Annotated in this window: 16 protein-coding genes; 6 read left to right on the plus strand and 10 right to left on the minus strand. The window is 65.2% G+C overall.

Annotated elements, in window-relative coordinates; translation table 11 throughout:
- Positions 1-28 precede the first annotated feature (28 nt).
- The 9 genes from ACFCQI_RS13525 to ACFCQI_RS13565 form a co-directional block, all read right to left on the minus strand.
- Positions 29-1,153: an HNH endonuclease gene (locus ACFCQI_RS13525; protein WP_395117483.1), complete on the minus strand. Its 1,125-nt coding sequence runs from the start codon at positions 1,151-1,153 to the stop codon at positions 29-31.
- Entirely contained in the window at positions 1,153-2,919 is a 1,767-nt protein-coding gene (locus ACFCQI_RS13530; protein WP_395117485.1) for a restriction system-associated AAA family ATPase, read from the minus strand. Before ACFCQI_RS13530 ends, ACFCQI_RS13525 begins: the two co-directional genes overlap by 1 nt.
- Positions 2,916-4,505, minus strand: coding sequence for a restriction endonuclease subunit S (locus ACFCQI_RS13535; RefSeq protein WP_395117487.1), 1,590 nt, complete (start codon positions 4,503-4,505; stop codon positions 2,916-2,918). The genes ACFCQI_RS13530 and ACFCQI_RS13535 overlap by 4 nt, the downstream gene beginning before the upstream one ends.
- Positions 4,502-6,160 carry an N-6 DNA methylase gene (locus ACFCQI_RS13540; RefSeq protein ID WP_395117489.1) on the minus strand — a complete coding sequence of 553 codons (1,659 nt, stop codon included), beginning with the start codon at positions 6,158-6,160 and terminating at the stop codon, positions 4,502-4,504. Before ACFCQI_RS13540 ends, ACFCQI_RS13535 begins: the two co-directional genes overlap by 4 nt.
- A 13-nt stretch (positions 6,161-6,173) precedes the next feature.
- Complete coding sequence (gene dinD / locus ACFCQI_RS13545; RefSeq protein ID WP_395117491.1) at positions 6,174-7,037, minus strand: DNA damage-inducible protein D; 864 nt, start codon at positions 7,035-7,037, stop codon at positions 6,174-6,176.
- A gap of 23 nt (positions 7,038-7,060) precedes the next feature.
- Entirely contained in the window at positions 7,061-9,871 is a 2,811-nt protein-coding gene (locus ACFCQI_RS13550) for a DEAD/DEAH box helicase family protein (RefSeq protein WP_395117493.1), read from the minus strand.
- A gap of 254 nt (positions 9,872-10,125) precedes the next feature.
- Positions 10,126-11,028: a hydroxymethylglutaryl-CoA lyase gene (locus ACFCQI_RS13555; protein ID WP_395117495.1), complete on the minus strand. Its 903-nt coding sequence runs from the start codon at positions 11,026-11,028 to the stop codon at positions 10,126-10,128.
- A 172-nt stretch (positions 11,029-11,200) separates the two neighbouring features.
- The gene (locus ACFCQI_RS13560; RefSeq protein WP_395117497.1) at positions 11,201-13,189 is read right to left on the minus strand and encodes an acetyl/propionyl/methylcrotonyl-CoA carboxylase subunit alpha; all 1,989 of its coding nucleotides are present in this window, start codon (positions 13,187-13,189) and stop codon (positions 11,201-11,203) included.
- Between the two features lie 132 nt (positions 13,190-13,321).
- Positions 13,322-14,134, minus strand: coding sequence for an enoyl-CoA hydratase-related protein (locus ACFCQI_RS13565; protein ID WP_395117499.1), 813 nt, complete (start codon positions 14,132-14,134; stop codon positions 13,322-13,324).
- Positions 14,135-14,248: 114 nt separating this feature from the next.
- Between ACFCQI_RS13565 and ACFCQI_RS13570 the strand changes: the two genes are divergently transcribed.
- From ACFCQI_RS13570 to ACFCQI_RS13580, 3 genes are read left to right on the plus strand one after another with little or no spacing between them, the layout of a single operon-like run.
- A complete protein-coding gene (locus tag ACFCQI_RS13570) occupies positions 14,249-14,494 on the plus strand; it encodes a ferrous iron transport protein A (protein WP_395117501.1) in 246 nt (81 codons plus the stop codon).
- Positions 14,491-16,326, plus strand: coding sequence for a ferrous iron transporter B (locus tag ACFCQI_RS13575; protein ID WP_395117503.1), 1,836 nt, complete (start codon positions 14,491-14,493; stop codon positions 16,324-16,326). Before ACFCQI_RS13570 ends, ACFCQI_RS13575 begins: the two co-directional genes overlap by 4 nt.
- A 10-nt stretch (positions 16,327-16,336) precedes the next feature.
- Complete coding sequence (locus ACFCQI_RS13580) at positions 16,337-16,639, plus strand: DUF6587 family protein (protein ID WP_395117505.1); 303 nt, start codon at positions 16,337-16,339, stop codon at positions 16,637-16,639.
- Between the two features lie 249 nt (positions 16,640-16,888).
- Here the strand turns inward: ACFCQI_RS13580 and rpsT are convergent, their stop codons facing one another.
- Positions 16,889-17,152: a 30S ribosomal protein S20 gene (gene rpsT, locus ACFCQI_RS13585; RefSeq protein WP_072760571.1), complete on the minus strand. Its 264-nt coding sequence runs from the start codon at positions 17,150-17,152 to the stop codon at positions 16,889-16,891.
- A gap of 219 nt (positions 17,153-17,371) precedes the next feature.
- Between rpsT and murJ the strand changes: the two genes are divergently transcribed.
- The 3 genes from murJ (at position 17,372) to ileS (ending at position 22,932) form a co-directional block, all read left to right on the plus strand.
- Positions 17,372-18,982, plus strand: coding sequence for a murein biosynthesis integral membrane protein MurJ (murJ, locus tag ACFCQI_RS13590; RefSeq protein WP_395117507.1), 1,611 nt, complete (start codon positions 17,372-17,374; stop codon positions 18,980-18,982).
- Between the two features lie 34 nt (positions 18,983-19,016).
- On the plus strand, positions 19,017-19,970 hold the full coding sequence (locus tag ACFCQI_RS13595; protein WP_395117509.1) for a bifunctional riboflavin kinase/FAD synthetase: 954 nt from the start codon (positions 19,017-19,019) through the stop codon (positions 19,968-19,970).
- A gap of 100 nt (positions 19,971-20,070) precedes the next feature.
- Positions 20,071-22,932 (plus strand): isoleucine--tRNA ligase, encoded by a 2,862-nt coding sequence (ileS, locus tag ACFCQI_RS13600; RefSeq protein WP_395117511.1) that lies wholly within the window; start codon positions 20,071-20,073, stop codon positions 22,930-22,932.
- Positions 22,933-23,053 lie beyond the last annotated feature (121 nt).

Genomic DNA, 23,053 nt, shown 5'->3' on the forward strand with positions numbered 1-23,053 from the left:
GAGTCACGCAAGACTGCAAATGACAAGCTCAGCGAGCGGTACGCATAGGTAATCCGGCTGCTGGTTGAGATATTTCGGCAGCTGCGCAGGCTTGCAGGAACGCGTGTTTCAGAAAGTTGGTGTCAGCGTACGGTGAGTGGGCGGCGTGCCGTGCAAGGTCGCGCAGGTAGGCTTCCGGTAGCTTGCCCTCCGCACCCCCAGATTCGTCGTACCAGCGCCACTCGTCTTCCATGGCCACCAGCCACGCCTTGGCATCGGCTGCGCATAATTTGGCGCGGTAGCGCTCTTCGATGCCGTACACGTCTTTCCACGTTTCGATCTGCTCGGTCAACTCGGCAGGGCCGAAATCCAACGCGATGTCGCCAGGCTGCAGACCTTCGATGGCGCCGGACTTCAGTCCGACTTGAACTTGTACACGCCAAGGCTGGGGCGCGAAGGGGTAGAACAGCTTGCGGCGGGCCTGCTGGTCGCACGGATCCTTGGGGGTATAGGCAGGGTTTGTGCTGCCCTTGTAACTGCTGTTGCAGTGATGGCAGGCAGGCACCAGGTTGTGGAAGTTGATGCTGTTGAATGGGTAGAGCGCCTTGGGCAGGTAGTGGTCGTAGGCCTCGCGCTTGCTGTGATACTCGCCCAGCAGGTCGCTGAGTCCGCAGAACGGGCACTTGCCGGTGTTGTTGGCCCGTACGAACGCCTGATAGTGCGCGTCGATGTCGCCGATCTGCTTCCTGATGGCAGCAAGGTCGAGCTTCTCGTAAAGCCCTTTGAAGAACGTGGCGAACTGCTTGGCGAGTTCAGGGTTGACGGTCTTGATTTCCTCATAGCGGATCAGCGGAACGCTCGAGTCGTTCGCACAAACCTTTTCCAGGTCGTTGTTGCCGCTATACCAGCGGCGCAACTTTCGGATATGGCTTGCAGGCAGCGTCCGGAAAATCTTGTAGATCGACTCAACGTGGGTGTTGAAGAAGTCCGCGCCCTGGGTGTCGGAGTAGTGGAACGCCTTCATGACGGCGTACAGCTTGGCGTTGGTGGCGAACAAATGCAGACCGTAGGCTCCCCGAGTCCTTGCCTTGCACCAGACGGCAAAAAAGATGAAGTCGATGAAGCCCTGCATCTTCTCCATTGAGTGCTTCACGTAGACGTAGGGAAACAGCATCAGGCCGGCTCCGCGCCGTGGCGCTCGCTGCCGGCAAGTAGGGTGTTGACCAGCAGCACTTTTTCTACCGAGTCGCCCAGGGTGCGATCCAGCTCGCCGATCAGCGCCTCGAGTTGGCTGGGGTCGGCAGCAAAACGCTGACGCACGTCGTCCAGCAGGGCCTTGGCGTGACCGCCGATGGTGTCGCGCTTGCCGAAGCTGAGCATGGTGATCTTGTTGATCGAGGCGCCCAGCGTGTTGTAGTCCGGGTGGTGCACGCGCAGTGTGCCGTCGGTCTCGTTGCGTTCAAACAGCAGCACTTTGTCCGGAGTGCTGTCGGAGATCGGGAAGGGCGAGTGGGTGGTCAGCAGCATTTCCGCGTGCTTGCCGCCAGCGCCCAGGCAAGCTGCCAGCCGGCTGATGAAGCTGGCGCGCCAGTCCGGATTGAAATGGGTTTCCGGTTCGTCCAGCAGGAACAGGCAGCGGCTGCCGGCAAACAGCGTGCACAGGCCCAGGCTGTGCAGCAGCTGGTGCTCGCCGTCGGACAGACTCTTGAGGCTGAGCGGTTTGGCCACGCCCTGCTTGCGAAAACTCACATGCTTGAAGCGCATCACGCGTTCGTCCGAGGCCAGGGTGGGCACGGTTTCGCGCACGTAGTCGCTGCTGGAGCGATACAAATCAGCTTTCAGGCTGTCGCTGACGGGGTACAGGTTCAGCGTCAGCAGTACCTGCAAGGCTTGGAACAAGGCGCGCGCGTCGTCGAAGTTGGCCTTAAATGCCTCGCGTGTGTGCGCATCCACTCGGAAGTCCAGCACCAGGCTGTCGCTGGTCTCGTCCACGTATTCCAGCGTGGCGCAGCGGCGCAGTGCGTCTACCGCCAGCGAGGAGGGCTTCGTTTCGTCGGAGTCGGGCTTTTGCAGCAGGCGCAGCACGTCCAGCCGGTAGCCGTTGCTATCAGCATTGAAGGTGACCAGTGGTCGTTCGTTGCTGGTGCCGGTGATCGCTGTCATGAACCGTTCCGCCTGCGCTTCGACCAGTGGCAGGCTGCGGCGCAGGATGATGCGGAAGCGGGTGAGTGTCTCGACGCCGATGCCGGCAGCAAAGGCCGGTGGGGCGTCACCCTCGGCAAACAGCAGGTTGCACAGCAGAATGGCCTGGCTGAATTCGCTGTCCAGATAGGCCAGCCGCGCATCCGGGTGGCCGGCGTAGGCTTGGCGTTCGCGCAGCGCTGTCCAGTATTCGTCGAAGGCCACGAAGCGCATTTTGAAGAACGGCAGGCTGAGCACCTCGTTTTCACCTGAGGAATAGCCCAGCACGAAATCGGGCAGCAGCATCTCGCGCTGTTGCTCGCCACATTCGCCGTCGCTGCCGGTGCCTTCGGCCAGCTCACCGAAGCTGGCGGCGTTGATCCAATACATGCGCGGCGAGCCGCCGGGTTCCTTCACCACGCGCACCTGTGCGTAATCGCTGGCGTCGCGGGTGGGGTAGATCAGGTAGTCCAGTTCGAAGCCCTGTGGTGCGCCAAGATCATCAGCCTCAACCAGCACAGCGGGCAGAAAATTGCGACGCACGCGCTGCACGTCGAGCTGGTAGAAGATCGCCGCCAGCACCTCCAGTAGGTTGGACTTGCCGCTGCCGTTGCGTCCGGCGCAGACGAAGGGCACAAAGTCGGTGCCGGACTCAAGCTCGTTCTGGCGGCTCCATTCGGTGCGGAAGTCATGCTCGAAGCCGGGCGGCAGGCTGCGGAAGCCCTCCGGGTCGGTGATCTTGAGCCGCAACAGCTTCATGCGTGGGCGGTCCGCAGCGTGACGCGCTTGGACTCCTTGTCGTAGCCCTGAACCAGCGTGCCGTCATTCAGCGCGCCAAACACCCACTCTTTGATCTGATCGTAAGCAGCCATGCTCAGTTCCAGATCGTCTTCGGGGTAAAGTTCGGTCAGGCGAGTTTGCGCGGCTTCCAGAAAGTCGGGTAGCACGAAGGTGTGGCCATGCAGCCGTGCTTGCCAGGCTTCCAGCCAGGCGGTGAGCAGGGTGAGCCGGTCGGCTTCATCGGCCAGCGCGTCGGCGCTCAGGCCAAGGTCGGGCAGGGACGTGACGGGCACGTCAAGATCGACGGCGGCGTCGGCGGTGCCTTCCATGGTGGCAGGTTTCAGCGTCGCCGCCGGCAGCGGGATGCGCGAGAGATCTAGCTCGCCCTTGAAGGCCGACTGGCTCAAGGCGGCGTAGAGGGTTTCGAGGTCGGTGAGGGATTGGCGGTAGTGGGATTTGAGCTGATCGACGTGCGCGTGCACCTCGGCAAAGCGATTTTGCAGGCCAATGGGAGGGTGCTTGATCTTGGTTTCTTTGATGATGCCCAAGTTAAGTCCACTCATGATCGCCCCACGATTCCTGCTGGCCAACTGATTCAGAACAAATGGGCTGGAGTGGATGGAATAGGACAAGAACAGTGGGTTGGCGACTTCTCGGTTCAACGTGATTGCAGCGAGGTGCTTGGTATTTATGGCAACGGGAATGTCGTCAGGTATTACCGCAGAACGGCCGATAGTTCCCATGATGGTGATAATTACGTCGCCGGGGTAAATCCGGTAGTTCTGTAGCGACTGGTACTTGTCGTGAGTGATGAATCGGCGTTCGCTCCAGGCAAAATGATTCTGAACAGCGTTGTCTATGCCTAACACTGCGACGTCGCCTTCTGGAGTGAATTCGCTGTGCAGCAAATTGGAACCAAAAGGCCCTGTTCGTATCGCGCCCTTATGCTTGGCTGCAAGCTCGCGGATCTCAACTAGCGGCCACTTATCAGAGCCTGGGCTCATGGGCCCGAACATCTCCAGGAACACGCTCTTGAGCAGCTCGTCGAGCTGCAGCAGGTGCTGCTTGCGCTGGGCGATCAGCCCCTCCACCTTTCCCAGTAGGTGGGCAATGCGGATCTGGTCATTGCGTGGCGGGAGTGGCAGCTTGATGTTCTTAAGGCCTTTGTACTTCAGGGAGTCGCGGACTGCGCCCTCAGTGTTTGCACGAATCTGCGCGTTGCCCAAGTCGCTCTTGAGGTACCGCAGAAGAAATTCGGGATGCAGACTGTCCTCGCAGGTGAAGACGATGTACAGGGGGCTGACGAGGACTGGGTTTGCTTGGCAAAGATAGTCGATCGAACCGACGTTGATGCGGGAAGGGTTGTAGGCGAATTGACCAGGCATGACCACTTTGTAGTTCGAGACGTCCTTGCTGAAAACTTCTTTACTGAAATAGTCGGTTGACAGCTTGAAGCCTTCGGAATTGGTAACCGAAAACACTTCGATAGCAGCATCCTTGCGGTTTCGTTCGCTGATTTGATGGATATGGTTGCCAAGCGCGACGACGGGGAGGTGGCTTTTCATCCCACCATCTCTTTCAGTGCCAGCAATTCCCCCACGATGCCGCCCTGCAGCTTGCCCAGCTCCGCATCGTCCAGTTCTCCCACCTCGGCATGGATCAGTCGATCCAGGATCACGCCGGGGTTTTCATAGGCTACGGCCTCGAACACTTCTTGCCGGTAGCGCGAGAGTGAGAGGTCGAAACCTTCGTCCTTGATGTCCTTGTACGGCACCATGAAGCAGCGGCTGGCGCGGTCGTTGTCCTGCTTCGCGTTGCGCGCGTGGTAGCGGGCCACGATATCCTGCAGATCGCCATAGCCGTCCTGCTTGGCGCGCTTGTCGTCCAGTGAGTACCCGTCGGCCTGCATGTCGTAGAACCATATGTGTTCGGTGGCCGGCTTGCTGACCTTGTCGTCGCGGCCCCAGACTTTGGTGAACAGCAAAATGGCGGTGGCGACGCCGGCGTAGGGCTTGAACACGCCGCTGGGCAAGGTGATGACGGCTTTGAGGTCGCAGCGATCTACCAGCAACTGGCGCAGCTCCTTGAACGCCCCGGCGGAGCCGAACAGCACGCCTTGCGGGACGATCACGCAGGCGCTGCCGCCTTTCTTCAGCAGGCGATAGATGTTTTCGACGAATAGGAGTTCGGTCTTGGTGGTCTTTAAGTGCAGGGCCTCGTTGATGTCGCCCTTGTCGATGCTGCCGGTGAACGGCGGGTTGGCCAGCACCAGGTCGTAGGCGGCTTCCTCGTTGTAGCTTTTGCTTAAAGTGTCGGTGTAGTCGATGTTGGGCTCGTCGATGCCGTGCATCATCAGGTTCATCAAACCCAGGCGCACCATGGTGGCGTCGATGTCATAGCCGTACAGGCTTTGCTGCAGGATGGTTTGCGCCTGCTCGGTGAGGGTGGCGGCGACCGAGGTGCGGATGAAGCCGTCTTCGTCGGGCGTCAGGCCTTTGGTGCCGGCGCGAAGCGCCAGCTGGGTGACGATGTACTGGTAGGCGCCCAGCAGAAAGCCACCGGTACCGCAGGCGGGGTCGGCGATGCGGTGGCCCAGCTGCGGCTGCACCAGTTCGGCCATCAATTTGATGATGTGGCGCGGGGTGCGGAACTGGCCGTTCTTGCCGGCGGTGGCGATTTCGGCCAGCAGCATTTCGTAGACGTCGCCCTGGATGTCCTGGAAGGCCTGGCCGTTGTCCCGCGAGTCTTTCTCCATCACCGCGAAGATTTCGTCGATGGTCTTCACCGCCTCCACCAGCAGGCTGGGCTTGGGGATGATGAACACTGCGTTCTTCATGTGATGGGTGAAGCGGCTCTCGGCGCCGTTCAGGTCTTTCAGGAACGGGAACACGCGGGTCTGCACGTGGGCGAGCATCTCTTCGGCCTGCATGTGCTCCCAGTCGCTCCAGCGCAGGCTGCGGCGATCCACGGCGAATTGCTCGGGCTTGTCGTGGCTGCGGTATTCGGGCGGTATCCATTGGCCGTCGAAGCGCGAGGCATAGGGTTTGCCCAGCCACTCGGCGTCGGCGGCGCGCTTGGCGTCCAGCTCGTCCATGCGCTTCATGAACAGCAGGTAGGTGATCTGCTCGATGGCAGTGAGCGGGTTGGAGATACCGCCGGCCCAGAACTTGTTCCAGAGCTGTTTGATGGTGTTTTTGAGTTCGGTGTTGTTCTGCAGCATGGCGTGCTTCTTTTCAGTCTTCGTGCTTGGGGGCGGGTAGCTTGCCGCTGGCCTTGACCAGTTTCTTTTCCTCGGTCTTGACGCGGCGCTCCAGCTTCTTGATGTCTTCTTCGGGTGGCAGGCGCTCGGGCTGAATGCCGCGCTGACCGAGCATGGCCCGCACGCTTTGGTTGTTCTGCACATGCTCGCGGGTGATGGCCGGCTCGCCGTGCAGGTTGTCCTGGTCCACGTTGTGGTTGGTCATCTCGGTGGCGAGGTTCTTGGCGGCGATGGTGAGCGTGGGCAGGAAGTCGGCCAGCGGACGGGTCTGGGTGATGCCGTAGCGGTCTTTCATGGCTTGCGTGGTATGGCCACCGAACAGGGCGGCATCGCCCTTGGAACGGATGCGGCCGAACCCGGCATCGTCCACGCCACGTTCGTAGATGTTCTGCGACAGAGATTTTTCCGACTCGCGCAGGCGCTCGCGCGCATCCAGCCGGGCCTGCAGGCGCATGCGTTCCTCGATCAGCTCCTGCTTGCGCGTCTGTATGGCAAAGTAGCTTTGCGCAAAGGCAATGGGCTCCTTGCGCGGATCGCCGTTCTGCGCGATGAGGTAGCAGGCGTAGCGGGTGAGCATGAAGTCGTCGACCGGGCGCTTCGCACCCTTGCCGGTATCGATCAATTTCGTGGCGCCGCGAAAATGATCGTCAGGGTTGTAACCAGTTGTTTCACAAGAAATGATGGCGCGGGCGATGGCGCTCTGGAAGTTCTCCCAGCGGGCGTAGCCCAGCGGTTCCATCAGTTCACGGGCGAACCAGAACTCCACGCCTTCCTCGGACGTGCGCTGGCTCAGCGTGTCGAAACGCTGCTTGAGCATCTGGATGGCGGTTGGTTCCATGCGTGTGTTCTCCCTGTGCGGCCTCAGGCGGCCAGTTGCGTGGTCAGGTGCAGGATGTCGTGGATCTCCGCTGCGCTGAACACGCCGCGGATGCCTTGCGGGTGGATGACGGTGAAGGGTGCGGCGATCAGGTCTTGCTTCTCCACTTCTTCGCGCTCGATGAGTACGTTGCGCAGCAGGGTGAGAAACTCCAACTGGCGGCTGTTCAGTGTGCTGTGGGCGCGGATGAACTGATCGAAAGCGGCGCCGACTTCTTCGGGGAAGCTTTTGAGCGGCTCCAGTCCGAGGATGTGACGGATGAACTGGATGAAGCGCGCCTTGCGGTTCCGGTAGACCTGACGCAGCAGGTCTTCGGTGATGTGCGGGTGTTTCTGGTGCAGGTAGTCGGCCAGTTCGGCGGCTTCGGCCTCGCTGACCGGCTCGCCGTGCTTGAGCTTTTGCAGCACGGGGTTGGTGGCCGTGAGTTCGGCGATCAGCGCCTCGACCATCTCGCGGTAGCGGGCGATGCCAACCGATTCGTGCTGCGGGCCGAACTCCACCCATTCCTTGCGGTGCAGTGCGTCCTGCAGGTTGAGGTGCACCGGTTTGGCGGTTTCGCCGCCGCCATCGCGAAATTTCATCAGTGGCGCAAGCTTCTCGATCAGTTCGTCGAGCTGGTCTTCACCGGCATTGGCCCAGTAGTCGGGTCGCTGCGCGCTACGGATCAAGGCTTCCTGCTGCTTGACGAAGGGCACGGCGAGCGGCAGTTCGGCGATTTGTTCGACGATGGCATCGCGGATGGCAGCGGCTTGCAGCTTGTGTTCCTTGTCGTCGAACAATTTGGTCAGCGCGTACTCGACCAGGTCGCGCTCGAAGCGCATGGCCTTGAAATCCGCGTTGGATACAGTGCGGAACAGCGGTTTGATTTCGTGACGGAGAAAGTCGAGCCGGGCCTTGTCCAGCGTGATCCAGAAATTCTCCTCACCCAGCCGGGCCAGTGCGGCGGCGGCTTCCTTGATGACGACCGAAGTGGCAGGCAAGGCGGCGATCTGTCGACGAAACTTGGTGATCTCGCGCGTGGCGGTGTCGGCGCGGCCACGGGCCGTGGCCTGTTCGATCTTGTCGATGCGCAGCCCCGCCAGCTTCACCGGCAGCGGCAGTTGTGGCGCGGGCTCCTTGCCCTTGGGCTCAAGTTTGAAGTACTCGAAGTTGTCCCAGCAATCGAGGATCAGGAAATGATCCTTTTCCACGCACCATGGCTTGATCTTGGCCGGTTCCAGCAGGCGCGTGCCGCGGCCGATCATCTGCCAGAACTTGGTGTAGGAATACACCGGCTTGGCGAACACCAGGTTGACGATTTCGCGCACGTCGATGCCGGTGTCGAGCATGTCCACGCTGATCGCAACCCGGGGCATATCGTGGTTGGCAAACTGGTCGAGTAGGCCACCCTTGCCGTACACGCGTGAGTCGTCGGAAACCAGCACTTTGGCCAGTTCGCCGTGGTGGTGCGGGTAGAGCTTGTCGAAGGTTTCCTCGATACGACGGGCGTGCGCCTTGGTGGTGCAAAAGAAGATGGTCTTGCCGGGCAGTACGCCATTGGCGTCCTTGATGGACTCTTCCATGAATTCGCGCACGATCAGCGCGTTGGTGCCGGCGTTGATGACCTGCTTTTCCAGCTGGGTGCCGTCGAAATTGATTTCCTCGACTTGCTTGCCTTCGAGGATCAGCTTTTTCTGGTCTTCCAGCGAGATGGTGCGCTTGGAGATGCCTTCCATCTGGAAGCGGGTCTGGATTTTCATGACCCGGAACGTGCTGAGGTAGGGCGGAGCGTGATTGATCGCTTCTTCGAAAGTGTAGGCGAAACTGGGCAGGCCGTCTTCGCAGTCAAATAGCGCGAAGGTGTTGTGGTCGACCAGGCCGGTGGGCGTGGCGGTGAGGCCCAGGGTAAGCGTTTTGAAGTAGTCCAGCACTTCGCCGTAGGTGTTGTAGATGGAGCGGTGACTCTCGTCGACCACGATGAAATCGAAGAAGTGCGGTGACAGCGACTGCGTTTGGTCGCGGACGAGGTTGAGCATGGTGGGGTAGGTGGCCACGTAGATGCGTCGATCCGTGGCGATCAGCTTCTCGCCCACGTTTGGCCAGCGCGGCTCGTTGGGCAGGTGCTCCTTGAAGGCAGCCAGTGCTTGCTCACGCAGGGCGATGCGATCAACCAGGAACAACACCTTCTCGACGTGACCAGCGCGCATCAGGGCGTCGATCAGGGCAATGCAGGTGCGGGTCTTGCCGGTGCCGGTGGCCATCACCAGCAGAAACGCGCGCTTGCTGGCTTCGATGCCTTCGAGCACCGCGCGGATCGCGCGGATCTGGTAGTCGCGCCCGGCGATCGAGGTGTTGATGAACTCGCCGGTCAACGGTTTGCGGTTGCGACGGATGTAGGCGAGGCGCTCCAGATCGTCGCGCGTGGGATAGCCAACGATCTTGCGTGGTGGCGCATGACCGAGATCCCAGAACCAGAGATCGCGGCCGTTGGTATAGAAGCAGAACGGCAACTCACCACTACGATGGCGCTGGATGTTCTCGCAGTATTGCTTGGCCTGCTCGCGCCCCAGCGCGGCATCGCGGCTGGCCTTCTTGGCTTCGATCACGGCCAGCGGCCTGCCATCCTTGCCCAGCAACACGTAGTCGCTGAATTGGTGGCCTTCGTAGGGTGTGCGTGGCTCGGCCACGCCCTCGGGCAGGCCCACCAGAATGTCGAACTCTTCGGCAACCTGGGTGGGGTCCTTGACGTTCCAGCCGGACAGGGCCAATTGCCGGTCGATCAGCTCCGTGCGTGTATGGGCTTCCGTTGTGATCATGCGTTGCCGGCCTCGATGGCTGCGTGGCTGGTCAGGAGGCATCCCCTGTCTGGCAAACTCGGGCCAGGCGGACACTAGTATGTGCCAAGCATCCTTGGTTTCTCAGTATGAGCCCGAAGGTCGGCCTTGGCACGCTTGTCTGCGGCAGCACCCCAATGGCGCACACCGGGTATACAGCCAGGGTGTGAGAGTGATCAGCGCAGGGCTACACGATCTTCTTCGATATCTCGGTGGCAGCATGAGTTGCGGAGACTTCAGGCCGCGGCGGTGCGTGCCCGGGTGACCCGGCTGGCGGTTTCCTTGTGCAGTTGCGCGGCCAGCCAGGCGCCGGTGGCGACCAGCAGGTCGAGGTCGATGCCGGTTTCCATGCCCATGCCGTGCAGCATGTAGACCACGTCTTCGCTGGCCACGTTGCCGGTGGCGCCCTTCGCGTACGGGCAGCCGCCGGTGCCCGAGACCGCGCTGTCGATCACGCGCACGCCCTCCTCCAGGCAGGCCAGGATGTTCGCCAGCGCCTGGCCATAGGTATCGTGGAAATGCACGGCCAGCGCGGCGATCGGCACTTCCTGCGCCACCGCGTGCAGCATCGCGCGCGCCTTCGCCGGCGTGCCGACGCCGATGGTGTCGCCCAGCGAGATTTCGTGGCAGCCCAGCTCGTGCATGCGTCGCGCCACGCGCACCACGTCGCTTGCCGGCACCTCGCCCTGGTACGGGCAGCCGAGCACGGTGGAGACGTAGCCGCGCACCTGCACGCCGTCGGCCCGGGCCTGTTCCATCACCGGGATGAAGCGCTCGATGGATTCGTCGATCGAGGCGTTGATGTTCTTGCGGTTGAACGCTTCGGATGCCGCGGTGAACACGGCGATTTCGGTGGCGCCGACTGCGCGCGCGCGCTGGTAGCCCTGCAGGTTCGGTACCAGCACCGGGTAGCTCACGCCCGGCACCTTGCGGATGCCGGTGAACACCTCGGCGGCGTCGGCCAGTTGCGGCACCCACTTGGGGCTGACGAAGCTGGTCGCCTCGATGGTCTTTAGGCCGGTGGCGGAGAGCCGGTCGATCAGTGCGATCTTCACCTCGGCCGGCAGCAACGTCTTCTCGTTTTGCAGGCCGTCGCGGGCGCCGACTTCGACGATGCGGACGTGGTTGGAGGTGTTCATGAAAAAGCTCCGGAGGACGCGATGTCCTTCTCCCTCCGGCGACTGAAAGGAGTCCCCTTGGGGTGAGAAGGTGCCCCGAAGGGGCGGATGAGGGTGCGAGGCTAATGCGGGCATTTCGCTCCGGCCGAACCCTCACCCCAACCCCTCTCCCACTGGGAGAGGGGCTTGGAAGCTACACGGCGAAGCGGACCAGCACCGCGTCGGCCTCGACAAACTCGCCCTGCGCGGCATTCACGCTCTCGATGGTGCCGGCGCGCGGTGCCTTCAAGGCCAGTTCCATCTTCATTGCTTCCATCACCAGCAGTTCCTGGCCCTGCTCGACTGCGTCGCCGGCTTGCACCTTCACCAGCACGATGCGGCCGGGCATCGGCGCGATCACCTGGTTGCCGCCGGCGGTGTCCTTGGCTTCCCACGCGAACGCGGCCGCGCGACCGAGGCTGTAGCGCTGGCCGTGGGCGTCGTGCAGCAGCACGTGCGCGGCGTCGACGTGCAACGGCACGCGGCGCGCTTCGCCGTCGAAGCGGGCACCGAGGTTGTCGTCCGACAGGAGCGCGCCTTGCACCTCGCAGGTCGTTTCGCCGCGGCGCAATTGATAGTTGCCGGCGTGCCCGCGCGCCTCGATCTCGAAGCGCTGGTCGCGCCAGGCCAGCGCCACGATGCGCTTGCCGGCGTGGCCGACGCGCCATGCGTCGGCGCGGGCCCAGGGCGAATGCGGGTCGGCCGCGTTGCCGGCCACGTGCGTTTCGTCGTGCAGCAGCACGGCGGTCGCGGCGGCAAACAGCGCACCCTCGGCAGGAGCCGCGTCGCCGACCAGGAATTCGTCCAGGTGGCGATCCAGGTAACCGGTGTCGATGCGGGCCTCGACCACGGCCGGATGGCGCACCAGTCGTTCGAGAAAGGCGATGTTGGATTTCGGGCCGATGATCTCGCATGCCGCGAGTGCCTCGCGCATGCGCTGCAACGCCTTCGGGCGATCCCCGTCCCACACGATCAGCTTGGCGATCATCGGGTCGTAGAAGATCGTCACCGTGTCGCCTTCGACCACGCCACCGTCGAGGCGCACGTGTTGCGAGGGAGTCGGCAAGCGCAGCGACTGCAGCTTGCCGGAGCCGGGCAGGAAGTTCTGGTCGGGGTCTTCGGCGTACAGGCGTACCTCGATCGCGTGGCCGTGCGAGACCACGTCCTGCTGGGCCAGCGGCAGCGGTTCGCCATCGGCGATGCGCAGCTGCCATTCCACCAGGTCCAAGCCGTGGGTCAGCTCGGTGACCGGATGCTCGACCTGCAGGCGGGTGTTCATTTCCATGAAGTGGAAATCGCCCGCGGGACCGACGATGAACTCCACCGTGCCGGCGCCCACGTAGTTCACGGCGCGCGCGGCGGCCACGGCGGCGGCGCCCATGGCGGCACGCTTTTCCGGGGTGAGGAAGGGCGAGGGGGTTTCCTCCAGCACCTTCTGGTAGCGGCGCTGCGCGGAGCACTCGCGCTCGCCCAGGTGGATGATGTTGCCGTGGCGGTCGCCGAAGATCTGGAACTCGATGTGGCGCGGGTGCTCCACGTAGCGTTCCAGCAGCATCGAAGCGTCGCCGAAGGCAGCCTGCGCCACGCGCTGCGCGGTGGCCAGCGCCTCGGGGAACTCGGCGTCCGAGCGCACGATCTGCATGCCCTTGCCGCCGCCACCGGCCGAGGGCTTGATGATCAGCGGATAGCCGATGGCATGCGCCTGTTCGGCGAGGCAGGCGTTGTCCTGCTCGTCGCCGTCGTAGCCGGGCACCAGCGGCACGGCGTGTTTGGCCATCAGCTGCTTGGCGGCGGCCTTGGAGCCCATCGCCTCGATGCTCTCCGGATCGGGGCCGATGAACACGATGCCGGCGTCCTTGCAGGCGCGCGAAAAGGCCGTGTTCTCGGAGAGGAAGCCGTAGCCGGGATGGATCGCCTGCGCGCCGCTCTTTTTCGCAGCGTCGAGGATGGCGTCGATGCGCAGATAGGACTCGGCCGGCAGCGGGCCGCCAATCGGCAAGGCCTCGTCGGCCTGCCGCACGTGCTGTGCGTCGCGGTCGGCTTCCGAGTACACCGCGATGGTGCGGATACCGAGGCGACGGCAGGTGCGGATCACGCGGCAGGCGATTTCACCGCGGTTGGCGATCAGTACGCGTTCGAACATGCGAATCCCTGGAACCGTCTGGAGCTGAACAAAGTCGTTGAAGTTAGCAGATTGCAAGGTATCCGCGGATGCCGATGCCGATGCGCCGTCGTGGGGCGGGTACTGCCCGCCACGCCTGCCCTCCGAGAGCGGTCATGTTCCGCTTTCCCGCGGCGTGGCAGCGGCCCACGACGGTGCGCGCTTGTCGAGGAACGCGCCCAGGCCGTGCTGGCCTTCCGGCGAGACGCGCAGGCGGGCGATCAGCTCGGCGTTTTGGGTGTCGATGCGCTCGGCCGTGGCCGGATCGGCACCGGCAATGCGCAGCGCCAGCTGCTTGGCTTCGCGCTGGGCCAGCGGACCGGCCTTGGCGAGGAAATGCAGCTGGCGCTCGATCGCCTCATCCAGTTCCGCGCCCGCCACCACGGCGTGCAGCAGGCCGATGCGCTGCGCCTCCGCGGCGTCGAACACCTCGCCGCTGACGAACCACCGGCGCGCCTCGCGCAGGCCGATTGCCGCGACCACGTAGGGCGAGATCACCGCCGGCACCAGGCCCAACTTCACCTCCGACAGTGCGAACTTGGCGCCGTCCACGCCGATCGCGATGTCGCAGCAGGCGACCAGGCCCACGCCGCCGCCATAGGCCGCGCCGTTGACGCGCGCGATGGTCGGCTTGGAGAGGAATTGCAGGTTGCGCATCAGCCGCGCCAGGCGCAGCGAGTCCTCGCGATTCTCCTGCTCGCTGGCGGCGGCCATGCCGCGCATCCAGTGGAGGTCCGCGCCGGCGGAAAACGTGCTGCCGCTGCCGCTGAGCACGACGCAGCGGACCGCCGGATCGGCGTCGGCCCGGGCCAGCGCCTCGGTGAGCGCGGCGATCAGGTTGTCGTCGAACGCGTTGTGTACCTGCGGCCGGTTCAGGGTGAGCCAGGCCACGGCGCCGCGGCGCTCGTTGAGGATGGAGTCGGTCATCGGTCGTCCCGGCAAATAACCCGATGATAAACGCAGCGCGCCGCGACCACCGGCGTGATGCAGGCGCAGGGGCAAAGGAATACAATGCGAACCATTCTTGTTTGGATTCCGCCCGTGCGTCTGTCCGAATTGCCCAAGGGTGCCCTTGCCGTGGTCGAACGCGTGCTCGATGTGCATGCGGCCGATCCGATCGCCCAGCGCCTGCGCGACCTCGGCTTTGTCGACGGCGAACCGGTGCGGGTGGTGGCGGTCGGCCCGATGGGCGGCGACCCGGTGCTGATCCAGATCGGCTTCACGCGCTTTGCGCTGCGGCTTGCCGAGGCGGCGCGGGTCAGCGTGCGCACTGGGGTGGCCGCGTGAGCGCATCGACCCTGCGCATTGCCCTGGTCGGCAATCCGAATTGCGGCAAGACGGCGCTGTTCAACCTGCTTACCGGCGGGCGCCAGAAAGTGGCCAATTACGCCGGCGTCACGGTGGAACGCAAGGAAGGGCGGTTCATGGCGCCGTCCGGCCGACTGCTGCAGATCCTCGACCTGCCGGGCACCTACAGCCTGGAGGCGAACAGCCCGGACGAGCAGATCACCCGCGACATCTGCGCCGGCACCTATCCGGGCGAGGCGGTGCCTGACCTGATCGTCTGCGTGGCCGATGCCACCAACCTGCGCCTGCACCTTCGTTTCGTGCTGGAGGTCCAGCGCCTCGGCCGGCCGGTGGTGCTGGCGCTGAACATGATGGACACGGCGCGCTCGCGCGGCATCGTCATCGACGTGTCGGAACTGCAGCGCCGGCTGGGCCTGCCGGTGGTGGAAACCGTGGCAGTGAAGCGCGGCGGCGCGCAGGCGCTGATCGAACAGGTCGACGGCGAAGTTCCCGCCGCCGCACCGCGGCGACCCAGCGATGCCGCCAGCCGCGCCGACCTGCATGCCCAGGTGCGCGAACTGCTGGCGGCCACGGTGACGATGCCGCGCGTCACCGCCGAGATCGACGACGCACTGGACCGCTGGACCCTGCACCCGGTGTTCGGTCTGGCGATCCTGGCGGTGGTGATGTTCCTGGTGTTCCAGGCGGTGTATTCGCTGGGCAAGCCGATGACCGACGCGATCGGCGACGGCTTCGGCTGGCTGGGCGGGCATGTCGCCGCGTGGATGCCGGCCGGGCCGCTGCAAAGCCTGGTCAACGACGGGCTGTTCGGTGGCCTCGGCACGGTGCTTGGCTTCCTGCCGGAAATCCTGGTGCTGTTCCTTTTCATCATCGTGCTGGAGGAATCGGGCTACCTGCCGCGCGCGGCGTTCCTGCTGGATCGGCTGATGCTGTCGGTGGGGCTGACCGGGCGCTCGTTCATCCCGCTGCTGTCGAGCTTCGCCTGCGCCATCCCCGGCATCATGGGCACGCGCAGCATCACCGACCCGCGCGACCGGCTCGCCACCATCCTGATCGCGCCGTTGATGACGTGCTCGGCGCGGCTGCCGGTGTACGCGCTGCTGATCGGCGCGTTCATCCCGATCCATTACGTGTTCGGCGTGTTCAACCTGCAGGGCATCGTGCTGTTCGCGCTGTACCTGGCGGGCATCCTCGGCGCGATGCTGGTGGGCTGGGTGATGAAGCACATCCGCCGCGACAAGAGCGAGCATGCGCTGATGATGGAGCTGCCGTCGTATCGCGTGCCCAAGCTGCGCGACGTGGCGATCGGCCTGTACGAGCGCGGCATGATCTTCCTCCGGCGGCTGACCGGCGTGATCCTCGGCCTGACCGTGCTGATGTGGTTCCTCTCCACTTTCCCGGGCGCGCCGGAGGGCGCGACGCTGCCGGCCATCGACTACAGCTTCGCCGGCTACATCGGGCGCGGCCTGCAGTACGTGTTCGCGCCGATCGGCTTCAACTGGGAGATCAGCCTGGCGCTGATCCCGGCGTTTGCCGCACGCGAGACCGCGGTGGCGGCGCTGGCCACGGTCTACCTGGTGGGCGGCGAATCCGGCGGGCTCGGCCAGGCGCTGGCCGGGCAGATCCCGCTGGCCAGCGCGCTGTCGCTGCTGGTGTGGTTCGCCTATGCGCCGCAGTGCATGTCCACGCTGGCGATCATCAAGCGCGAGACCGATTCCTGGCGCAACGTGGCGATCTCGTTCGGCTACATGTTCGTGATGGCCTACACCGCGTCGTTCATCGTCTACCAGGTGACGAGGGCACTGACGTGAGGAGCCGCCCATGAGTGCCGGCCTGTTGCTGCAGTACGTGGTGATCGCGCTGGCCGTGCTGGCCAGCGTGTGGATCGTGCTGCGCAAGCTGGCCCGGAAAACGACCAACCGCTGGCTGGCCGCCGGCTCCATCCATTTCAACCAGCCCGGCCGCGGCGCCCTGGCGCGGGCGTTGGGCCGGCGCCTGCAGCCGATCGAAGCCACCGGCGACTGCAGCGACGGCTGCAGCACCTGCGGCGCCTGCGGCCCGAAACCGCCGGCGGCGGCGCAGCCCGGCGAGGCGATGCCGCTCGAATTCCGCCCGCGGCAGTAGGGGGGGCACCGCCCGCCGCTCCTGTCGATCGAGTTCCTTCAGCGGCAGCCCCTGCAGGGTGCGTTCGCGCAAAGGCCGGACGGTCGCGCACCGTCACCGGCGAAGCGGCGGGCGGTGCCCGCCCTGCAAGTACAGCGAAGAGCGACTCCACCGCAGCCCTCTCCTGCGCTGCAGGGGAGGGGCAAGGCGCGGACACGAAAAAGCCGGCTTGCGCCGGCTGTTTCATGCAACCCGAATCGCGTGGCCGGCTTACGCCAGTTCGCGGATCTTCGCGTTGAGGCGGCTCTTGTGGCGGGCGGCCTTGTTCTTGTGGATCAGGCCGCGGGCGGCGTAGCGATCCATCACCGGCTGGGCGACGGTGAATGCGGCAATGGCACCGGCCTTGTCCTTGGCCTCGATGGCCTTGACGACCTTCTTCAGGGCGGTGCGGACCATGGAACGTGCGCTGATGTTGCGCAGGCGGCGCTGTTCGGACTGGCGCGCGCGCTTCTTCGCGGACTTGATGTTGGCCAAGGTAGAACTCCGGGATGCAGTGTGTTGGGTGGAAAAAGACGCCAATTATGCGGTCGATTCATCGACGCGTCAATCACTTGGCCGGCTTTATCCGCAGCCGGCGTGGCGCGCGGCGGCGGGGGTGCCGGCATTTTGCCATAACCGGGCCGTGATCCTGCCGGCGCGGGCTGTCAAACTGTGCGCCCCGTGCGAACGACGCCGAAGGTAGAACCGCCGCCCATGAAGTCTCCCAGCATGCTCCGCGGGCTGCTCTCCTTCAGCAGCATGACGATGATTTCGCGGGTGCTCGGCCTGGTGCGCGACATGTCGATCAACGCCGCGTTCGGCGCCAACGGCGCCACCGACGCGTTCTGGGTGGCGTTCCGCATTCCCAACTTCATGCGCCGGCTGTTTGCCGAGGGCTCGTTCTCCACCGCCTTCGTGCCGGTATTCACCGAAGTGAAGGAGAAGGGCACGCATGCGCAGCTGAGGGAGCTGATGGCGCGGGTGTCGGGCACGTTGGGCGGGGTGCTGCTGCTGATCACGGCGCTGGGCATCATCTTCGCGCCGCAGGTGACTGTGCTGTTCTCGCCCGGCGCGATCGACGAGCCGCGCAAGTTCGAGCTGACCGTCGAGCTGTTGCGGCTGACTTTCCCGTTCCTGCTGTTTGTGTCGCTGACCGCGCTCTCCGGCGGGGCGCTGAACAGTTTCCACCGCTTCGGGCTGCCGGCGCTGACGCCGGTGATCCTCAACCTGTGCATGATCGCCGGCGCGCTGTGGCTGTCGAAGAAGCTGCAGACGCCGATCCTGGCGATGGGCTGGGCGATCCTGGCCGCGGGCATCCTGCAGTTGCTGTTCCAGTTGCCGGCGCTGCGGCAGCTCAACCTGCTGACCCTGCCACGATGGGGCTGGCGCCATCCGGAGGTGCGGAAGATCATGCGGCTGATGGTGCCGACCCTGTTCGGCTCCTCCGTGGCGCAGATCAACCTGCTGTTCGACACGGTGATCGCCTCGCTGCTGGTGGTCGGCTCGCAGAGCTGGCTGTCGCAGGCGGATCGTTTCCTGGAACTGCCGCTGGGCGTGTTCGGCGTGGCGCTGGGCACGGTGATCCTGCCGTCACTGGCGCGCCATCATGTCACCACCGACACCACCGGCTTCTCGCGGGCGCTGGACTGGGGGCTGCGGATCACCCTGCTGATCGCGGTCCCGGCGATGTTCGCGCTGATGCTGCTGGCCGGGCCGCTGGTGGCCACGCTGTTCCAGCATGGCCACTGGACCGCGCACGACACGCACATGGCGACCTTGTCGATCACCGCGCTGAGCTTCGGCCTGCCCGCTTTCGCGCTGGTGAAGGTGTTGCTGCCGGCGTTCTATGCGCGCCAGGACACGCGCACGCCGGTGCGCGCGGCGGTGGCTTCGCTGCTGACCAACATGCTGTTGAACGTGGTCTTCCTGGCGCTGCTGTTCGAACTGTGGGCGCCGGCCGGCTTGAAGCAGCTGTCGTGGCTGGATGGCATCGCCCGCGTGCCCGGCCTGCACATGGCGCTGGGCTTGGCCAGCGCGGTAGCCGCCTACGTCAACCTGTGGCTGCTGTGGCACTGGCTGAAAAGGGCGGGCGTGTACCAGCGCCAGCCGGGCTGGTCGCGCCACTTGCTGCGGCTGGCCGCGGCCTGCGCGGTGATGGTGGCGGTGCTGTTGCTGGGCCGCTGGCTGTGGCCGGACTGGGTCCACGGGGTGCCGGTGCTGACCCGGCTGTGGCATCTGGCCGTGCTGGTGCTGGCCGGCGGGGCCAGTTATGTCGCCGTCCTGTTTGCCGGCGGCTTCCGCCTGCGCGATCTGCGCGCGGCGTGAGGCCGCGACACCGACCGTTCTATATACTCGCGCGATGATGAGACTCTCCAGGGATGTCGCCGGCCCTTGCCTGGCGCCCGGTGGCAGTGTGGTCGCGGTGGGTGCGTTCGACGGCTTGCATCGCGGCCACCAGGCGCTGCTGGCGCAGGTGGCCGCGCGCGCGCGCGAGCTGGATGGCAGCCCGCTGGTAGTGAGCTTCGAGCCGCTGCCGCGCGCGTTCTTCTCGCCGCGGCCGGTGCCGCGGATTTCCAGCGTGCGCGACAAGTTGCGCGGCTTCGCCGCTGCCGGCATGCAGCAGGCCCTGCTGCTGCGCTTCAACCGGGCGCTCACCGCGATGTCGGCCGAGGATTTCGTCCGCCGCGTGCTGGTCGAGCGGCTGGCTGCGCGCGAGGTCTGGGTGGGCGCGGATTTCCGCTTCGGCCACAAGCGCGCCGGCGACGTGGCGCTGCTGCAGGAGATGGGTCCCGAATGCGGCTTTCTCGCCTGCACGATGCCGGAAGTGCAGTGGCACGATGCGCGGGTGTCGGCCAGTCGCGTGCGCGAATTGCTCGCGGCGGGCGAGTTCGCCGCGGCCGAGCCGCTGCTTGGCCGCCCTTTCGTGATCGACGGCAAGGTGCAGCGCGGCAACCAGCTCGGCCGCACCCTGGGTTATCCCACCGCCAACATCCATCTGCGCGATCGGGTCAGCCCGGTGCTGGGCATCTTCGCGGTGCGCGTAGGCCTGGGCGAGGGCGAATGCAGCTGGCCCGGCGTGGCCAGCCTGGGCGTGCGCCCTACCGTGAACCAGGTCAGCGAGCCGCTGCTGGAAGTCCACCTGTTCGATTTCGAGGGCGACCTGTATGGCCAGCGCATGGCGGTGGAGTTCGTCGGCAAGCTGCGCGACGAGCAGAAGTTCGACGGGCTGGAGCCGCTCAAGGCGCAGATGGCGCTCGACGCGCGCCGGGCACGAGAGCTGCTGGGCATGAATCCGCGGCTGGTCGGGGCGTGAACGCAGTCCCGGGTATTTCCCGTGAGCCCGCGCATCCATTAACTTAGAAGCCTTTGCCCGCCCATGGGCGGGCCGCAACACCTTCAACGGCACCTACGCGATGACCCACGATTACAAGAGCACCATCAACCTGCCGCATACGGATTTCCCGATGCGCGGCGATTTGCCGAAACGCGAGCCGGGCTGGCTGGCGCAGTGGGAGCAGGTGGGCCGCTATGCGCAGATCCAGCAGAAGACTGCCCATCGCGAGCGCGCGTTCGTGCTCCACGACGGCCCGCCGTATGCCAACGGTGCGATCCACATCGGCCATGCGGTCAACAAGATCCTCAAGGACATGGTGGTCAAGTCCAAGCTGCTGGCCGGTTACCGCGCGCCGTACGTGCCGGGCTGGGATTGCCACGGCCTGCCGATCGAGATCGCGGTGGAGAAGAAGTTCGGCAAGCCGGGCGACAAGCTCGACGCCGCCGCGTTCCGGCAGAAGTGCCGCGAGTACGCCACCGAGCAGGTCGACACGCAGCGCGCCGGCTTCAAGCGGCTTGGCGTGCTCGGCGACTGGGAGCACCCCTATCGCACCATGGATTTCAAGTACGAGGCCGACATGCTGCGCGCGCTGGCGCGCATCGTGGCCAACGGCCACGTGCTGCGCGGCGCCAAGCCGGTGTACTGGTGCTTCGATTGCGCCTCCGCGCTGGCTGAGGCGGAGATCGAATACGGCGACAAGGTTTCGCCTGCGGTCGACGTGGCCTACGACGCGGTCGATGCGAAGGCGCTGGCCGCGAAATTCGGCGTCGACGCAGGCGATGCCATCGTCGCCATCCCGATCTGGACCACCACGCCGTGGACGCTGCCGGAAAGCCAGGCGGTGTCGCTGGGCGCCGATCTCGAATATGCGTTGATCGAAGGGCCGGCGCGCGACGGCCGCCGCGTGCTGCTGGCGGTCGCCAGCGCGCTGGTCGACAACGTGGCGCAACGCTACGGCATGGAGCAGGCGACCGTGCTCGGCCATGCCGAAGGCAAGGCGCTGGAACGACAGATGCTGCGCCATCCGTTCTACCCGCGCGAAGTGCCGGTGATCCTCGGCGACCACGTCAGTGCCGAGGACGGCACCGGCGCGGTGCATACCTCGCCCGATCACGGCGTGGAGGATTTCGTGGTGGCGCGCGAGTACGGCATCGGCCTGCTCAACTATGTCGGTTCGCGCGGCGCGTATCACGCCGACACGCCGGCCGCCGACGGCGTCGAGCTGGCCAACATGCACATCTGGAAGGCCAACGACGCCATCGTCGACGTGCTGCGCCAACGCGGCGTGCTGCTGGCCTTCGCCAGGATCGAGCACAGCTACCCGAACTGCTGGCGGCACAAGACGCCGGTGATCTACCGCACCACGCCGCAGTGGTTCATCTCGATGGAGCAGGCGAACCTGCGCAAGACCGCGCTGGCCTCGATCAAGGACGTGCGCTGGGTGCCGGGCTGGGGCGAGGAGCGCATCGCCGGCATGGTGGCCGGCCGGCCGGACTGGTGCATCTCGCGCCAGCGCACCTGGGGCGTGCCGATCGCGCTGTTCGTGCACAAGGTCACCCAGGAGCCGCACCCCGATTCCGTCGCGCTGCTCGATCAGGTGGCCAGGATCGTGGAGCAGGGCGGTGTCGATGCGTGGTTCGCGCTCGATCCGGCCACGCTGCTGGGCGACCAGGCGGGCGACTACGAGAAGGTCACCGACGTGCTCGACGTGTGGTTCGATTCCGGCGTCACGCATTTCGCCGTGATCGGCCAGCGAGCGGAACTGCAGCGCGGCAGCGCGGACGAGTACAAGGTGATGTATCTGGAAGGCTCCGACCAGCACCGCGGCTGGTTCCAGTCGTCGCTGCTGACCTCCTCGGCGATCCACGGCCGCGCGCCGTATGACGAGGTGCTCACCCACGGCTTCACGGTGGACGCCAACGGCCGCAAGATGTCCAAGTCGCTGGGCAACGTGGTGGCGCCGCAGAAGGTGATGGATACGCTGGGCGCCGACGTGCTGCGCCTGTGGGTGGCCTCCGCCGACTATCGCAACGAGATGTCGGTTTCCGACGAGATCCTCAAGCGCGTCTCCGACAGCTACCGGCGCATCCGCAACACCGCGCGCTTCCTGCTCGGCAATCTGGACGGCTTCGATCCGGCGCAGCATCTGCTGAAGGTGGAAGACAGCCTGCTGCTCGACCAGTGGGCCGTGCAGCAGGCGTTCGACGTGCAGCAGGCCGTGGTGGCGGCCTACGAGCGTTACGACTTCCCGGAGGTGGTGGCGCGCGTCCAGAACTTCTGCACCAACGAGCTGGGCGCGCTGTACCTGGACATCACCAAAGACCGGCTCTACACCATGCCGACCGACAGCCGCGGCCGGCGCAGCGCACAGAGCGCGATGTACCGCATCGCCGAGGCAATGGTGCGCTGGCTGGCGCCGATCCTGGGCTTCACCGCCGAGGAAATCTGGCAGCAGTTGCCGGGCGAGCGGGGCGACAGCGTGCTGTTCGAAACCTGGTACGACGGACTGGCGGCGACCCAGGCCTCGCCGGAGCAGCGCCGCTACTGGGCCGACCTGCTGGCGATCCGCGACGGCGCCTCGCGCGTGCTCGAGGGCATGCGCAAGGCCGAGCAGATCGGCGCGGCGCTGGAGGCAAGGCTCGTCGTGCATGCCGACGCCGCACTCGCGGCGCGCTACGCCGAGGTGGCCGACGAGCTGCGCTTCTTCTTCATCACCTCCGACTTCACCCTGGCACCCCTGACGCCACGGACGGGCGAGGCGATGAAGGTGGAGCTGGAAGGTGCCGAGGCCTGGGTTTCCGCGTTGGTCAGCGATGCCGCCAAATGCATTCGTTGCTGGCACCGTCGCGACGACGTCGGTAGCCACGCCGGGCATCCGGAGCTGTGCGGCCGCTGCGTCGGCAACGTCGAAGGACCGGGCGAGGATCGCCGCTGGTTCTAGGCTTCGAAAAAATACCCGTTTGCCCTGAGCGTAGGCCCGCAGGGCCGAAGTCGAAGGGGTTGCCACGCGCCCCTTCGACTTCCTCGCTCATCAACCCGCGACCGTCCATGGTCGCTCCCCG

It is taken from the genome of Rhodanobacter sp. FW102-FHT14D06 (assembly GCF_043950705.1).
Taxonomy (GTDB): Bacteria; Pseudomonadota; Gammaproteobacteria; order Xanthomonadales; family Rhodanobacteraceae; genus Rhodanobacter.

What these genes read in the sequence shown, in the direction of transcription:
- ACFCQI_RS13525 (WP_395117483.1), bottom strand. Translation starts at nt 1,153, where the DNA reads ATGCTGTTTCCCTACGTCTACGTGAAGCACTCAATGGAGAAGATGCAG.
- ACFCQI_RS13530 (WP_395117485.1), bottom strand. Translation starts at nt 2,919, where the DNA reads ATGAAGCTGTTGCGGCTCAAGATCACCGACCCGGAGGGCTTCCGCAGC.
- ACFCQI_RS13535 (WP_395117487.1), bottom strand. Translation starts at nt 4,505, where the DNA reads ATGAAAAGCCACCTCCCCGTCGTCGCGCTTGGCAACCATATCCATCAA.
- ACFCQI_RS13540 (WP_395117489.1), bottom strand. Translation starts at nt 6,160, where the DNA reads ATGCTGCAGAACAACACCGAACTCAAAAACACCATCAAACAGCTCTGG.
- dinD (WP_395117491.1), bottom strand. Translation starts at nt 7,037, where the DNA reads ATGGAACCAACCGCCATCCAGATGCTCAAGCAGCGTTTCGACACGCTG.
- ACFCQI_RS13550 (WP_395117493.1), bottom strand. Translation starts at nt 9,871, where the DNA reads ATGATCACAACGGAAGCCCATACACGCACGGAGCTGATCGACCGGCAA.
- ACFCQI_RS13555 (WP_395117495.1), bottom strand. Translation starts at nt 11,028, where the DNA reads ATGAACACCTCCAACCACGTCCGCATCGTCGAAGTCGGCGCCCGCGAC.
- ACFCQI_RS13560 (WP_395117497.1), bottom strand. Translation starts at nt 13,189, where the DNA reads ATGTTCGAACGCGTACTGATCGCCAACCGCGGTGAAATCGCCTGCCGC.
- ACFCQI_RS13565 (WP_395117499.1), bottom strand. Translation starts at nt 14,134, where the DNA reads ATGACCGACTCCATCCTCAACGAGCGCCGCGGCGCCGTGGCCTGGCTC.
- ACFCQI_RS13580 (WP_395117505.1), top strand. Translation starts at nt 16,337, where the DNA reads ATGAGTGCCGGCCTGTTGCTGCAGTACGTGGTGATCGCGCTGGCCGTG.
- murJ (WP_395117507.1), top strand. Translation starts at nt 17,372, where the DNA reads ATGAAGTCTCCCAGCATGCTCCGCGGGCTGCTCTCCTTCAGCAGCATG.
- ACFCQI_RS13595 (WP_395117509.1), top strand. Translation starts at nt 19,017, where the DNA reads ATGATGAGACTCTCCAGGGATGTCGCCGGCCCTTGCCTGGCGCCCGGT.
- ileS (WP_395117511.1), top strand. Translation starts at nt 20,071, where the DNA reads ATGACCCACGATTACAAGAGCACCATCAACCTGCCGCATACGGATTTC.